General features: G+C 69.7%; 12 protein-coding genes and 3 pseudogenes. 8 read left to right on the forward strand and 7 right to left on the reverse strand.

Features of this window, described 5'->3' with window-relative positions:
- Positions 1–126: 126 nt before the first annotated feature.
- Entirely contained in the window at positions 127–1,008 is an 882-nt protein-coding gene (locus ABZO29_RS04400; protein WP_367318789.1) for a LysR family transcriptional regulator, read from the reverse strand.
- Positions 1,009–1,183: 175 nt separating this feature from the next.
- Between ABZO29_RS04400 and ABZO29_RS04405 the strand changes: the two are divergent.
- Positions 1,184–1,590 (forward strand): annotated as a pseudogene (locus tag ABZO29_RS04405) (DUF3224 domain-containing protein).
- 31 nt (positions 1,591–1,621) lie between these two features.
- Here the strand turns inward: ABZO29_RS04405 and ABZO29_RS04410 are convergent.
- From ABZO29_RS04410 to ABZO29_RS04420, 3 genes and pseudogenes are all read right to left on the reverse strand, one after another.
- Positions 1,622–2,063 (reverse strand): annotated as a pseudogene (locus tag ABZO29_RS04410) (transaldolase family protein); the annotation flags it as partial.
- A 28-nt stretch (positions 2,064–2,091) separates the two neighbouring features.
- Positions 2,092–2,847 (reverse strand): annotated as a pseudogene (locus ABZO29_RS04415) (substrate-binding domain-containing protein); the annotation flags it as partial.
- Between the two features lie 20 nt (positions 2,848–2,867).
- Entirely contained in the window at positions 2,868–3,662 is a 795-nt protein-coding gene (locus ABZO29_RS04420; RefSeq protein WP_367318790.1) for an IclR family transcriptional regulator, read from the reverse strand.
- Between the two features lie 185 nt (positions 3,663–3,847).
- Between ABZO29_RS04420 and ABZO29_RS04425 the strand changes: the two genes are divergently transcribed.
- The 3 genes from ABZO29_RS04425 to ABZO29_RS04435 all read left to right on the forward strand — a co-directional run bounded on the left by ABZO29_RS04425 (position 3,848) and on the right by ABZO29_RS04435 (position 5,624).
- Positions 3,848–4,822, forward strand: a complete 975-nt coding sequence (locus tag ABZO29_RS04425; RefSeq protein ID WP_367318791.1) for a cyclase family protein — start codon at positions 3,848–3,850, stop codon at positions 4,820–4,822.
- The gene (locus ABZO29_RS04430) at positions 4,822–5,088 is read left to right on the forward strand and encodes a hypothetical protein (RefSeq protein ID WP_367326424.1); all 267 of its coding nucleotides are present in this window, start codon (positions 4,822–4,824) and stop codon (positions 5,086–5,088) included. The genes ABZO29_RS04425 and ABZO29_RS04430 overlap by 1 nt, the downstream gene beginning before the upstream one ends.
- Positions 5,089–5,210: 122 nt before the next feature.
- Positions 5,211–5,624: a hypothetical protein gene (locus ABZO29_RS04435; protein ID WP_367318792.1), complete on the forward strand. Its 414-nt coding sequence runs from the start codon at positions 5,211–5,213 to the stop codon at positions 5,622–5,624.
- A 47-nt stretch (positions 5,625–5,671) separates the two neighbouring features.
- Here ABZO29_RS04435 and ABZO29_RS04440 read toward each other — a convergent pair whose 3' ends face one another.
- Positions 5,672–6,820, reverse strand: coding sequence for an acyl-CoA dehydrogenase family protein (locus ABZO29_RS04440; protein WP_367318793.1), 1,149 nt, complete (start codon positions 6,818–6,820; stop codon positions 5,672–5,674).
- 157 nt (positions 6,821–6,977) lie between these two features.
- Here ABZO29_RS04440 and ABZO29_RS04445 point away from each other — a divergent pair, with 157 nt between their 5' ends.
- Positions 6,978–7,838, forward strand: coding sequence for a PaaX family transcriptional regulator C-terminal domain-containing protein (locus tag ABZO29_RS04445; RefSeq protein ID WP_367318794.1), 861 nt, complete (start codon positions 6,978–6,980; stop codon positions 7,836–7,838).
- A gap of 17 nt (positions 7,839–7,855) precedes the next feature.
- Here the strand turns inward: ABZO29_RS04445 and ABZO29_RS04450 are convergent, their stop codons facing one another.
- Both ABZO29_RS04450 and ABZO29_RS04455 read right to left on the reverse strand, forming a co-directional pair.
- Positions 7,856–8,713: a PaaX family transcriptional regulator C-terminal domain-containing protein gene (locus ABZO29_RS04450; protein WP_367326039.1), complete on the reverse strand. Its 858-nt coding sequence runs from the start codon at positions 8,711–8,713 to the stop codon at positions 7,856–7,858.
- A 79-nt stretch (positions 8,714–8,792) separates the two neighbouring features.
- Positions 8,793–10,184: an alpha/beta hydrolase family protein gene (locus tag ABZO29_RS04455; protein ID WP_367318795.1), complete on the reverse strand. Its 1,392-nt coding sequence runs from the start codon at positions 10,182–10,184 to the stop codon at positions 8,793–8,795.
- A gap of 471 nt (positions 10,185–10,655) precedes the next feature.
- Here ABZO29_RS04455 and ABZO29_RS04460 point away from each other — a divergent pair, with 471 nt between their 5' ends.
- The 3 genes from ABZO29_RS04460 to ABZO29_RS04470 all read left to right on the forward strand — a co-directional run bounded on the left by ABZO29_RS04460 (position 10,656) and on the right by ABZO29_RS04470 (position 13,268).
- The gene (locus ABZO29_RS04460; protein ID WP_367318796.1) at positions 10,656–11,633 is read left to right on the forward strand and encodes an ABC transporter substrate-binding protein; all 978 of its coding nucleotides are present in this window, start codon (positions 10,656–10,658) and stop codon (positions 11,631–11,633) included.
- Positions 11,634–11,731: 98 nt separating this feature from the next.
- Positions 11,732–12,481: an ABC transporter permease gene (locus ABZO29_RS04465; RefSeq protein ID WP_367326040.1), complete on the forward strand. Its 750-nt coding sequence runs from the start codon at positions 11,732–11,734 to the stop codon at positions 12,479–12,481.
- A gap of 4 nt (positions 12,482–12,485) precedes the next feature.
- Positions 12,486–13,268: an ABC transporter permease gene (locus ABZO29_RS04470; protein ID WP_367318797.1), complete on the forward strand. Its 783-nt coding sequence runs from the start codon at positions 12,486–12,488 to the stop codon at positions 13,266–13,268.
- Positions 13,269–13,297 lie beyond the last annotated feature (29 nt).

A 13,297-nucleotide genomic window follows, 5' to 3' on the forward strand; every position in this document is an offset into this window, starting at 1 on the left:
AATTCCTCTGCCTGCGATGCAGCCAAAGTGTCAGTCGTCGCCGAGGCCGGTCAACAAGGCGCCTTGAATTCGCGCGAACCGGTTTTGAATGAAGGCGATAGAAAACTTCTATACCTGCAGGGGGCGTCAGTCCTGGGCGGGTGACGACGCCAGGTCCACGAACGCCTGGGCGGCGGGCGAGAGCGGGCCCGACCGCCAGACCAGCCGGCCGTGGCGCAGCAGTCGCGGACGATGCGACAGCATCCGGGCCCCGCGCAGCGCGGCGTCCTGGGCCATGGAGGCAGGCAGCAGGGCGGCGCCGACGCCGGAGAGGACCAGCGGCACGATCATCGCGCGGTGCGCGGTCTCCACCGCGATCCGCGGTGCGACGCCCAGCGCGGTGCATACGTCGTCCACCGCAGCCCGGGTTTCCGTGCCCGGAGGTGTGACGATCAGGTCCAGCGCGGCCAGTTCACGCGAGGTGATGGTGTCGCCCGCCGGATGCGGGTGGTCAGCGGGCAGCACGACGTGCATCTCCTGCTCCGGCAGGTCGATCCCGCGCAGATCCGCCGTGGGCACCGAGGCGTCGACGAGACCGAGTTCGCACTGTCCGGCCGTGACCATCTGCGCCACGGCGGGTCCCCGCTCCGGGTCGACCACGCGCACGGAGACCTTCGGATGTGCGCGGTGGAAGCGCCCCAGCATGCCGGCCAGTGGGTCGACCGAAAGGGTCGTCTGCGACACGATGTCGAGCCGGCCGCCGCTGACCCCGAGGACTTCCCGGACCAGGGAACTGGCCGTGGACAGGTCGCGCAGGACCTGCTGGGCGGGCCGGACCAGCGCCTCACCCGCAGCGGTGAGGGCGACTCCGTGCGGGAGACGGTGAAAGAGTTTTCCGCCGAATTCGCGTTCCAGGGACCGGATCGCATGGGACAGTGAGGGCTGTGCGACATGGAGCGCAATGGCCGCGGCGGTGAATCCGCCGTGCTCGACCACGCCGATGAAATACTCCAGCTGGCGTCGTTCCATCGCGTCTCCGTCAGGTCTCCGTGCATCCCGGGGCCACCGCACGTCCCGGTCGGGCGAGCGACGGGATCAGTGTCTCCCGATCCGGCCGCGTCGGTGATCCATACCCGCGGTCGGCACTTGCTGTGTTGCCCCGGGTCCGGCTCCGCTTGTCGGAGCGCCCCGATACGGTCGGCGTATGAGAGCTACGGGAACCTTTACCGTCACAGCGTTCGTGCCGGCTGAGCTGAAGCCCGAGCCGGCCGTGTCCACGGGGCTGCCGGTCGGTGTCGCGACGATGGAGAAGCATTTCGAGGGAGAGGTCACCGGTCGCTCGGCAACCTTGTTCACCGCAGCGTTCGACCAGGCGACAGGCGTCGGTACCTATGTGGCCATGGAGTCGTTCGAAGGCTCGCTGCATGACCGGAGGGTTGCTTCAACTTCGTGCACTCGGCGACGACGTCCGGCAGCGACCGCACCGCGGAGTTCTTCACCATTGTGCCCTCGAGCGGCACCGGCGAGCTGGCTGGGATCGTCGGCGCCGGTGGGATGGCCATTGACGCCGACGGCACGCATCGCATCTGGTTCGACTACCAACTCGCCTGAACGGCCAGGAGCGGTACGGAGCTGCCCGGGATCACGGCCGGGCCCGGTCGTCGCGCGCCGCGACGCCTCGGACGGCGTCCAGCAGGGTGTCCCAGGACTGCTGGAACCTGCGGATGCCCTCCGTTTGGAGAGCGTCCACGACAACGGCGTACCGGATGCCCAGTTCCTCAACGGCATTGAGGTCGGCCCGGGCCTGCTCATAGGTGCCGGTGATGGTGTTGCCGGTGATCTCACCGTGGTCGGCGACAGCATTCAGGGTGGCCTCCGGCATGGTGTTCACGGTGTTCGGTGCCACCAGCTCGTCGACGTACATCGTGCCCTGCCGCGCAGCGCCGTGGCCTGCGGGGTGCCCAGGGCGTCCACCGTTTGTCGATCTCGGAGTCGAGCCGGGAGACGAAGAAGGACGCCACCGAGTGAATCCTCGAAATGTCCAGGCCCTTGGCCTTCGCCTTCTCGAGCCCCGCCAGTGCAGCGGGTGGCTCCGAAGCCGGACGGCGGGTACTTCCCCCAGAGCTTCTGGTACGCCTCGCGGTATCCCTTGGGGTCCCAGGAGGACGTGCCGCCGCTGTTGTCGGCCGTGGTGATGTGGACCGGGGCGACGTAGCCGCTGGCGGGCTTGCCCGCGAAGGCGCGGTTGAACTCGTCGACCATCTGCCAGCCCTGCTCGGACAGCGGCTCGGGAACCGTCGCCGTCTGGAACTGCTTGCTGTTGATGCGCTGGAAGGCGGACGGGTCGCCGTCTCCCGCGCCGATGTTGAAGGTGGCTCCGTTGCCCCGCTTGCCCGCCGCGCGCAGGGACGGAGCCGCGTCGGCGAAGTACAGGTCGTTGACGGCTGCGGAGTTGGTCCACTTGGTGCCGAAACGGGACAGCAGCGCGGACACCTCTTGCGGCGTGCGGTTACTGGCGTCGGCGATGGGGATGTTGGACGTCGTGAGGACCTTGACGTCGGAGCAGGTGGCGAGTTCCTTCTCGATCAGGTCCGACTTGCCCTTGGCGAAGGGTATGGAGGCGTCGGTGAACACCACGACGCCGGCGCGGCCGTTGGACTGGCTGATGACCCAGTCCGCGCTGATCTTGGCGACGTCCTGGACCCTTGTGGTGACGTTGCTGAAGAGCTTCGGGTCCGTACTGGGGCCGGGGGCGTCCACCGCCTGCCACCCGATGAGCGGGATACCGGCGGAGTTCGCCTGGGCGACCTGCTGCGCGGTGGACTTGGGGTCGAAGCCGGACAGCACGATGCCGTCGGGCTTGACGGCGCCGGCCTGGCAGCCCGATCTCACCCGCTGCCCGTGGACACCCCCTGCGGGAGCATGGGGTTCTCCAGCCCCGCCGCAATGGCACGCAGATCCTTCAGCAGCGCCTCACGGAAGTCGTCGTCGAGCCGCGCCTTGAGCACCGTGACGCTGATCGCGAAGGGAGCCGAGTCGGTGCGGAAGCCCGTGACCGGCACGGCCAGGCAGACGATGCCCGCTCCCGCCTCCTCGTCGTCGACGGCGTAGCCCCGCTTCCGGGTCGCCGCCAGGTCCGCCAGCAGCGCGGGCACCGAGGTGAGGGACCGCTCGCTGAGCGCGGGCAGGGTCGGGCCGCGCAGCCGGTCCTCGGCCCCCGCCGGGTCCAGGGTCGACAGGATGGCCTTCCCGGTCGCCGTGCAGTTCGCGGGGAACCGGTCGCCGATGTTGGCGGTGAGGCGCAGCGGCTGGGTGCCGTCGTACCTGGCCAGGTACAGCACGTCCAGACCGTCCAGGACGGCGACCCGGGCGGTCTCCCTGGAGATGTGTGCGCTACGCCGGCACAGCTCGTAGAAGTCACGCAACTGGTCCACTGTGGACAGGTAGCGGCCACCCAGCTCCACCAGCTTGCGCCCCAGGCTGAAGCCGCTTCCATTGCGCGTGATCATGCCCGCCGCCTCGAGGGAGGCGCAGAGGTTGCCCGTCGAGGACTTCGGCAGACCCCGGGCGCGGGCAAGCTCACTCACCGACAGCGGGCGGCCTTCCGCCTCACCGAGCGTGTCGAGGATCGCCACCGCCCGCGTCGCCGCCGGGACAAGACTTCCCGGGTCGCCTGCGCTCACCCACCGTCAACTCCACCCATCATTCTGTTCGTCGTTCAGCATGTTGTTATTGCCCCTCGTGTCTCTCCGAACGACAATGCCGTCGGCGCACGCTTTGCCGTCGGGACTCACCCTGGTCTCCGACCGTAGCGCGCCTTCCGGGCCGGCCGACGACACCCTCCGAGCCTTGGAGCGCTGAGCAGCACATGACCAGCAGCCCGTCCGATTCCCCGCCGCCTCCTTCCGCCCCCTCGAGCCCCCGCAACGGCCGCCGCCTGTCGCGGGACGAGTTCGACACGCTCTTCGACACACTGCGCACCTGGGGCCGCTGGACTCCCGCCGACCGCGGCGCGTGGAACCGGGTCACCCCGGCCCACGTCCAGCGTGCCACCGCCCTGGTCCGCAGCGGTACCGCCGTTCCGATGGCTCTGCCCTGGAACACCGTGCCCGGCCCGGACAACGGCAAGCCCGCCCTGCACTACATGTCCGACCTCGGCGATGTGGAGGCTCCCGAGCCGTCCTGCCACAAGGACTTCATCGCCGTCGACTACCACGGCAAGGGCGTCAGCCACCTCGACGCGCTCTCCCACATCGCCTATCGCGGTCAGCTCTACGACGGCCGCACCGCCCGGGAGGTCGTCGACGCCGCAGGCGCCCACTTCGGGGCCGTCTCCGCGCTCGGTCCCCTCGTCACCAAGGGCGTCCTGATCGACCTGCCCGCCGTCCTCGGCACCGACTGGCTCGAACCCGGCACCGCCGTACACGCCGAAGACGTACTCGCCGCCGAAAAGGCACTCGGCGTGAGCATCGGCGACGGAGACGCGGTGCTGCTGCGCTCCGGCCACTTCCGGCGCCGCGCCGAACTCGGCGCCTGGAACCCGGACAACGCCAGCGCCGGCTTCCACGTGGGCGCCGTACCCCTGCTGGCCGAGCGCGGGATCGCCCTGCTCGGCGGCGACGGCGACAGCGACGTACGTCCCTCCCCGGTCGAGGGACTGCACTCCCCCGTGCACGCCCTCGCCATCACGGCCATGGGCGTACCGCTGCTGGACAACCTCGATCTGGAGGCGCTGTCCGCCGCCTGCGCGGCAGCGGGCCGCTACGAGTTCCTGCTCGTCGTGGCGCCACTGAACGTCCCCGGCGGCACGGGCTCGCCCGTCAACCCCGTCGCGGTGCTGTGATGGCGGGCCTCCGACCGGTCGACGGCCGGTTCACCGTCGGCGTCAGCCGTGACTTCCTCGACGCGGACGGACGCAACGTCTGGGGCGACATCCGGCTCGGCGAGCTGGACGCCGCCGGAATCGACTGGCACTACCTCCCGCCCGACACCGACGAACTCCTCGCCCTGCTGCCGGTGACCGATACGCGGGAGGCGTTCGAACTCGCGGCCGACCCCGCCCGCTCCTGCAAGGTACTGCTGGACTTCGGCGAGCAAGGTGCGGCCTGACGCCGTGTCCGACGCCGCCTCCCCGCACTACGGGTAAGGGGCCGTCGGCCGCCGCGCACAGGCGGTCGCACGCATCGCCCGCTCCCCCGTCCGCCAGTCCCCCTCGTCGCAAGGAGTTCAGCATGTCCGGCACAACCGGCCGCCCCCGCGTCGCGGTCAGCCGCACCGCCCTGCCGGGACAGGGCGTCGAGCGCCTCGCCGGCCGCTTCGACGTCACCGCCTGGACGGGCGAGCAGCCGCCGACTCCGGCGGAGCCGGCCGGCCTCGTCGGGGGCTGCGAGGGGCTGCTCGTCCTCGGCAGCGACCGCGTCGACGCCGCACTGCTCGACGCGGCAGGACCAGGTCTGCGCGTCGTGGCCCTCGCGTCCACGGGCTACGACGGCGTGGACGTGGCGGCCGCAGCCGAGCGCGGCGTCGTCGTCACCCACACGCCCAACGTGCTGGCAGACACCACTGCTGACGTGGCGATGGCGCTGATCCTGATGGCACGGCGCCGCACCCTGGGCCGCCTGTGGGTCTTGAACCCGAGCCGATGACGAGGAGGCCCTCTTCACGCAGCCGGCGCTGAAGGGCATGACTCGCATCAACGCACCAGCGCCTTGCCGATGATCTCCTTCATGATCTCGGTGGTGCCGGCGAACAGGGTGCTGGCGCGGCTGTCGACGAAGTCCCTGGCGATCGGGTACTCCGTCATGTAGCCGTATCCGCCGTGCAGTTGCAGGCAGCGGGAGACGAGCCGCTGCTGGCGCTCGGTCACCCACCACTTGGCCATCGCCGCCTCGGTGGCGGTCAGGCGGCCGGCGGTCAGTTCGCCCACGCAACGGTCGGTGAAGGTCTGGGCGATCTCCGTCTCGGTGGCGAGCTCGGCCAGGGTGAACCGGGTCGCCTGATGCTCGGACAGCGGGCGCCCGAAGACGACCCGCTCCCGGGTGTAGGCGATCGTCCCGTCCAGGACCCGCCGCATGGTGGCGGCCGCGGTCACGGCGACACTGACGCGCTCCTGCGGCAGGTTCCGCTTGAGATACTCCATGCCCCGCCCCTCCTCGCCGAGCAGGTTCGCGGCCGGGACGAGTACGTCGGTGAAGGAAAGTTCGGCGGTGTCCTGGGCGGACAGGCCGAGCTTGTGGAGCCTGCGGCCGCGTTCGAATCCGGGCATCCCCCGCTCCACCACGAAGAGGCTGAGCCCTTCCTGACCGTCGTCGGCGGTCGTACGGGCCACCACGAGCACGAGGTCGGCGATCACGCCGTTGCTGATGAAGGTCTTCGCACCGTTCAACAGGTAACCGTCCGCCTGCCGTTCGGCACGCGTGCGTATCCCGCGCAGATCACTGCCGGCGGCGGGCTCGGTCATGGCGATGGCCGCGACCAGGCTGCCGTCGGCGAGTCCCGGCAGCCAGCGGGCCTTCTGCTCGGGCGTGGCGAGCTCCCGGAAGTAGGGAGCGATCAGGTCGGTGAAGCCGTTGATGTTCATGGAGACCGAGGTGGCCCCCGCGCGGCACAACTCCTCGATGAGAACCGCGTTGTAGCGGAAGTCGTCCACGCCGCTGCCGCCGTACTCCTCCTCCACACCCAGCCCCAGCAGTCCGGCGGCGCCCGCTGCCCGGTACAGCGACCGGTCGACCTCGCCCGCGGCCTCCCAGGAGGCGACGTGCGGGGTGACCTCCTTGGCGACGAAGGCCCGGGCCATGGCCCGGAAGTCCTCGTGGTCGGTGTCGTAGAGAGCGCGCTTCATACGGAATGTCTCCTCGATCGTGCGTCAGGCACTGCGCCCAGCGGAACATCAGAGTATGTCGGATCTGAATCGTCCGGAAGCCGTCCGACATAAAATCGGGGGGTGCAGGTCGCGGGCGAGAATGGGGACGCGAAGTCCGCAGGACGAGAGGCGAGTGATGAGACTGCGCGTGGACCTGCCGCAGGACGTGGCGAAGAACAGCACACAACTGCTGATCCTGGCCGTCTACGGGCACTACTCACGGCTGGTGCGGGGCTGGTCCTCGGTGGCCGACCTGATCACACTCATGGAGCGGCTGGGAGTGCCGGCCCAGGCGACGCGCTCGGCCGTGACCCGGATGACCCGCCGTGACCTGCTGGCCCCACAGCGACGCGGGACGGTCCGCGGATACGCCGCGACCTCCAAGGCGCAGCTCATCTTCGAGGAAGGCGACGAAGTCGTCTACGCCCCGCTGAAACCGGCCCGGCTGGAGGACGGCTGGGTCATCGTCTCGTTCTCCGTCCCCGAAGCCGAGCGGGAGAAGCGGTACACCCTGCGCAAACGACTCGTCTGGCTCGGCATGGGCCAGCTCGAGAGCGGACTGTGGATCGCTCCCGCCCGCGTCCTTCCCACCGTTCTGAAATGGGTACGCCGGCTCGGCCTTGAGCAGTACGTCGACGCCTTCACCGCGCACCACGAAGGCCTGGGCGACACCACGGCGCTCGTGCGCCGCGCCTGGAACCTCGAAGAACTGGCCGCCTCGTACGACAACTACCTGCGCTCATGGTCTCCGGTGCTGACCTCGGTCAGGGAGCCGGACGGCATCTCCGAACCCGGTGACGCCTTCGCCGTCTACACCCTGGCCCTCGAGCAGTGGATGCGCTTCCCCTACCTGGATCCGGGCCTGCCGGCACAACTGCTGCCGACGGGCTGGCACGGCGAGGCCGCCCAGGAACTCGCCCATGAGCTCAGGGAACTCCTCGAGACCATGGCCTTCGAGTACGTCGCCTCCACAGTCGGAGACTCTGCGGAGCCCTGAGCCGACCCCGGCACTGCTCAGGCGGACTCCAGCAGCGTCGTCTCCAGCAGCTCGGCGGCCACCCGGCGGGCGGGCTCACCCGTCTGTTCCGCGATGCGCCGGAAGATCTCTTCCGCCGATCGGGCCGGCCAGTTGGTCGGCAGGTGCCGGGCGGGCAGCCGGGGATCGGTGCGGATGGTGCCCAGCCACTCCGCGACCAGGCGAAGGTGGGTGGCCAGCGGGTCGCCGGCGCGATCGCCGACGTGGGTGATCCAGCGTTTCTCGAAGGCCGTGTAGCGGGCGGCGATCGTCTCCAGATCCCACGTGTCGCGGATCATCACGTCGATGTCGGTGGCGATGTCGGCGCGCGCGTGGAAGATCTTCACATGAGCGGCGATGCCGAGTTCGGCGACGATCCCGGAGATGTCGACGTCGCCCGGGGCGATCCACAGCCCGCTGTACAGGGGGCCGAAGCCGGACCAGGTGAGCCGGGAGCGCAGGTCGTGACGCTGGCGCTGCCAGGCTTCGGGCAGCGAGAAGCCGAGCAGGGTCCAGGTTCCGTCCCAGTCGTTGTTGACCGCGCTGGTGTGCCAGACGCGGGTGCGGCCGTTGTGCAGGATCTGCGCCGCGTGAGGGGTCAGCCCGAAGTACATGCGACGCCCTTGCCGCTGCCGCTGCAGCAGGCCGCGGTTCACCATGCGGGTGAGGGTGGAGCGAACGGCCTGCTCCCCGACTCCCACGCGCCCGAGGGCGTCGATGATGCTGCCCGAGTACACGCACAGCGGACCCTCCTCCAGAACGTGGTCGCCGAAGAAGGCGAGCAGCAGCGACTGGGGGCGCAACTGCGGGCCGGCCGGGGAGTCCGGGCCGGCGGCACCGGAGAACTCTTCGTCCACGTCGGAGAGGTTCACCTGCGAGAGCGTCACGTCGGCAAGGGTACGGCCGCCCTCCGTGGACGCGGCGGGCGGCCTGAGCTCAGGGCCGGTACCGGTCGGCGGGGTGGGCGAGGTCATAGGGGCGCGGGAACGGTGCGGGGCGGTAGCCGACGTAGCGCGCGGGTACGGAGGAATCGGCCTGCGCGGCGAGGGCGTTGAGGGCGGCGGAGTCGGTGTCCTTCCAGTGGCCGGTGGTGATGCGGCTCTCCACGGCGTGCAGGGCGGCGGCCTGCTCGGCGCTGCTGAACGTGCAGTGGCCGGCGTTGTCGACGAAGGCCTGGCGCAGCAGGGGGGCGGAGCCCGCCGCGGTGACCGCGCGGCGATAAGCGCTCTCCGCCGGTACCGGGATCAGGCCGTCACCCGTGGTGTGCACGGTCAGTTGCGGCTTGGTCAGCCGTCCGGTGAAGGAGCTCGTGAGGGCCATCCGGGCGACGGCCTTGGTGTCGGCGGCGATCCGCGGGGCGCGGTTCAGCGTGGCGAGGTCCGTCGTCAGGGAGAGACCGGCCTTGCGGTAGAGCTCACCGACCTCCTTGTAGAGGGGCGAGCGGTGGAGCATCGCGACGTAGTCGACGCCCGTGTTCCAGGACATGTTGCCCCCGACCCGGCTCTCGGCCTCCTGCCGCCAGGAGAAGGCGGGGAATCGCACCTGGAGCATGAGCGCCTGGTACTGGTTGGCCTGCTGGGCGTCCCAGTCGGTCGGTTCCGGCCGCGTCTGGGAGAGGTCGTTCCAGCCGGGGATGTCCTGCAGGGCCGCGGCCAGCGCGATACGGGCCCGGCCGGAGGCCGTCTGCTGCGCATCGGTGACGGCCGAGGCCAGAGCGCCGGCCGCCTGGGCGGCGGCCGTCTGGTTCTCCAGCCCGGTCAGGCGGATGTCCGCTCCGGGGGCGAGAAGGGTCTTGAGCGCGAAGACCGGGTCCAGGGTGTTGTTCCAGTTGGCCACGCCGCCCTGGAGCAGGCCGCACATGGACAGTGATCCGCTGACGCGGTCCGGATGGCGTTCGGCGATCATCGAGGTGACGAGCCCGCCGTAGGAGGTGCCCCAGGCGATGGTGTGCCGGGCCGGGCCGAAGCGCGAGGTGAAGGTGTCGAGCGTGGCGAGCTGGTCCGGCACCGCGTCGGTCACCGCCCAGCCGTTGCTCGCGTACGAGGAGCCGATGAGCGCGTAACCCTCCTTCAGCAGAAGGGACTTGGTGGGCTCGTCGGGGGCGTTGCGCGCGGGGTTGGGCGCACCGAGCGGGGTGTAGCCGTGGCTGTACAGCAGGACCGTGCCGTTCCAGGAGTCCGGCTTGTCCATCACGTAGGTCGCGCCGGACGGCAGCGTGCCTTCGACGTGCGTGTCGGTCCCGGCCGCGGCGGCGGACGGGGTGAGCGGTGCGGCGAGCAGGAGTGCCGCCAGGGCGACGAATGTATGTCTGCGGATGCGGGACTTCACGAAGCGGACTCCTTTGTCCTGGTGACGGCGGCGGAGCGGTGCTCTGCAGCGAGCGACGGGGACACCGTCACTCCCCATGGAGGGTCCGGCCGGAGAGCGGGATCGAGCCTTCGCGGTCTCTTTCGTCCGGGGGAATGACACCGCGAAGGTAGGCGTGTAGATTGCGGCCGTCAAGAAGATGCACAACATCTCGATTCGATGGGCGCCGCGGTCCGCGAACCGCTCGGAACGCCACCAAGGCCCCATCACCCTTGAGCCTCCCGCGATCCACCCGACCCCCATGGGTCCCGCGCGAGGTGCCACCCCACAACCCGCGCCGACGGAGTCATCGGACACCCCACTCAAAAGTTATGTGGCACCTCATTGACGACTTTCCAGGCAAGCGCATAACGTCCGCCCAACTCCCTCAATTCAGCATACAAGTGCGCAAAGCGAATCATTCTCACTCACGTTCTCGTCAGGAGGAGCCCCATGCGACGGCGCATTCTCGGGCTTGCGATAGCAGTGGTCACGGCCGCCGGTGCGGCCGGATGTGGGTCATCGTCCGCTGACGCCGGCGGTTCATCGGCCTCGGGGAGCGGCAAGACCACCGAGGTCAAGGTCGGCATCGTCCCGATCGGCGATGTGGCACCGCTCTATCTGGGCCAGAAGAAGGGCTTCTTCAGCAGCCGCGGCATCGATCTGAAGATGGAGAGCGCCCAGGGCGGCGCCGCGATCATCCCCGGTGTCGTGAGCGGGCAGTTCCAGTTCGGGTTCAGCAACACCACCTCGCTGATGATCGCCCAGACCAAGGGAGTTCCGGTGACATCGGTGGCCAACGGCTCGGCCACCACCGGCAACACCCAGACCGACGTCAGCGGCGTGGCGGTCAAGAAGGACAGCTCGATCAAGTCGGCCAAGGACCTCGCCGGGAAAACGGTGGCGGTCAACACCCTGCAGAACATCGGTGACACCACCGTGCGCGAGGCGGTCCGCAAGGACGGCGGCGACCCTTCCAAGGTCAAGTTCGTCGAGCTGGCCTTCGACCAGATGCCGGCCGCCCTCGACAACGGCCAGGTGGACGCGGCCTGGATGGGCGAGCCGGCCCTGACCATCGCCAAGTCCCAAGGCGCCCGGGTCATCACGTCGCCGTTCGCGGAGACCGACCCCAAGCTCACGCTGGCGATCTACTTCACCTCGGCCCAGGTGGCGCAGAAGAACCCCGATCTGGTGAAGAAGTTCGCCGAGGCGATGACCGAGTCGCTCACGTACGCCACCGCACACCCCGACGAGGCACGCCAGATCCTCACCACCTACACCAAGATCAACGGTGACGTGCTGAAGAACCTGACGCTGCCGTCCTGGCCCGCCGAGTACAACATGGCCTCTCTGGAGAAGCTGGCCTCGCTCGGTGAGCAGGACGGCCTCTTCGGCGGCAAGAAGCCCGACCTGAAGGCGCTGTTCAAGTGACACCGTCGGCCATCGCGTCCGTGAAGACGAACTCCGCCGGGACCGCCACCGGTCCCGGCGGGGCCTCCGCCCGGCGCGGCCCGGGCGCCACCGCCGCACTGCGCGGCCTCGCCGGCCTGGCCGGTCTCGTGGTGGTCCTGGAGGTGCTGCCCCACACCGGCGTGGTCTCGCCCGCCTACCTTCCACCCGCCTCGCAGACGGGTCGCACCCTGTGGCTCCTGCTCGGCGAGAACACGTTCTGGACGGCCCTCGGCGACACCCTGACCGGATGGGGCCTGGGCCTGGCCATCGCGGTCGTGGCCGGTGTGGTGGTCGGTGTGGTGATCGGCTCCATCCCGGTGCTGCGCGCGGTAACCGCCTCCACCATCGAGTTCCTGCGCCCCATCCCGTCGGTGGCGCTGATCCCGGTGGCCGTGCTGCTCTACGGCACCGATCTGCAGTCGACGCTGCTGCTGGTCGTGTACGCCTCCTTCTGGCAGGTGCTCGTCCAAGTGCTGGCCGGCACGCAGGACGTCGACCCGGTCGCGGACGACACCGCCCGCAGCTATCTGCTCGGCAGGTGGGGACGGGTGCGCTACGTCCTGTGGCCCACCGCCCTGCCGTATGCGATGACGGGTGTACGGCTGGCGTCCGCCGTGGCGCTGGTCCTCGCGGTCACCGCGGAACTCGTCATCGGCTCACCCGGCCTGGGTCACGAGATCGCCGTCGCGCAGAACTCCGGTGCCGTGCCACGGGTGTACGCCCTCGTGCTGGTCACCGGTCTGCTCGGAGTCGCGATCAACCTGGTGGCACGGGCCGTCGAGCGGCGGGCGCTGCACTGGCACCAGTCCCAGCGCAGGGAGGGATGACCTGATGACCGTCCTCACAGTGGGCCGACGGATTCTGCTCGTGCTGGGTCTGCCCGCCGTTCTGTTCGCCGTGTGGTGGTTCGCCACCGCCGGCAGCACCGACTTCTACGTCCCACCGCTCTCCGCCATCCTGGACAAGTTCGGGGAGGTCTGGGTGGGCGACCGGCTGGTGGCCGACGTCCTGCCCAGCCTGCTCCGGCTGACCGTGGGCTACCTCCTCGCCGTCGTCATCGGCGTCGGAGTCGGCCTGCTGGTCGGCACGCACCGCGTCGTGAGGGACGTCCTGGAGCCGGTGCTGGAGCTCTTCCGCGCCATCCCGCCACCGGTACTGGTCCCCGTGATCATGCTGTTCGCGGGCATCGGCGACACCATGAAGGTCATCGTCGTCGCCAGCGGCTGCGTCTGGCCGATCCTGCTCAACACGGTCGAGGGCGTCCGCGCCGTCGACGAGGTACTCGGCGACACCTGCCGCTCCTACGGCATCACCGGTCCGTCCCGTCTGTGGCACCTCGTGCTGCGCTCGGCCAGCCCGCAGATCGTCACCGGCATGCGGCAGTCGCTGTCGATCGGCATCATCCTCATGGTCATCAGCGAGATGTTCGCGGCCAGCAACGGGCTCGGCTTCACCATCGTGCAGTTCCAGCGCACCTTCGCCATCCCCGAGATGTGGAGCGGCGTCCTGCTGCTCGGCCTGCTCGGTTTCGTCCTGTCCTTGCTCTTCCGCCTCGCCGAGAACCGCGTCCTGGCCTGGTACCACGGCCTGCGCCGCGCCCAGCGCAACACCTGACCGGCCGTACCGGTCCGCCCCATGAAGGA

Source organism: Streptomyces sp. HUAS ZL42 (assembly GCF_040782645.1).
In the GTDB taxonomy this organism is placed as follows: domain Bacteria; phylum Actinomycetota; class Actinomycetes; order Streptomycetales; family Streptomycetaceae; genus Streptomyces.

What these genes read in the sequence shown, in the direction of transcription:
- ABZO29_RS04430 (WP_367326424.1), top strand. Translation starts at nt 4,822, where the DNA reads ATGGCGGGCCTCCGACCGGTCGACGGCCGGTTCACCGTCGGCGTCAGC.
- ABZO29_RS04445 (WP_367318794.1), top strand. Translation starts at nt 6,978, where the DNA reads ATGAGACTGCGCGTGGACCTGCCGCAGGACGTGGCGAAGAACAGCACA.
- ABZO29_RS04440 (WP_367318793.1), bottom strand. Translation starts at nt 6,820, where the DNA reads ATGAAGCGCGCTCTCTACGACACCGACCACGAGGACTTCCGGGCCATG.
- ABZO29_RS04460 (WP_367318796.1), top strand. Translation starts at nt 10,656, where the DNA reads ATGCGACGGCGCATTCTCGGGCTTGCGATAGCAGTGGTCACGGCCGCC.
- ABZO29_RS04425 (WP_367318791.1), top strand. Translation starts at nt 3,848, where the DNA reads ATGACCAGCAGCCCGTCCGATTCCCCGCCGCCTCCTTCCGCCCCCTCG.
- ABZO29_RS04470 (WP_367318797.1), top strand. Translation starts at nt 12,486, where the DNA reads ATGACCGTCCTCACAGTGGGCCGACGGATTCTGCTCGTGCTGGGTCTG.
- ABZO29_RS04400 (WP_367318789.1), bottom strand. Translation starts at nt 1,008, where the DNA reads ATGGAACGACGCCAGCTGGAGTATTTCATCGGCGTGGTCGAGCACGGC.
- ABZO29_RS04435 (WP_367318792.1), top strand. Translation starts at nt 5,211, where the DNA reads ATGTCCGGCACAACCGGCCGCCCCCGCGTCGCGGTCAGCCGCACCGCC.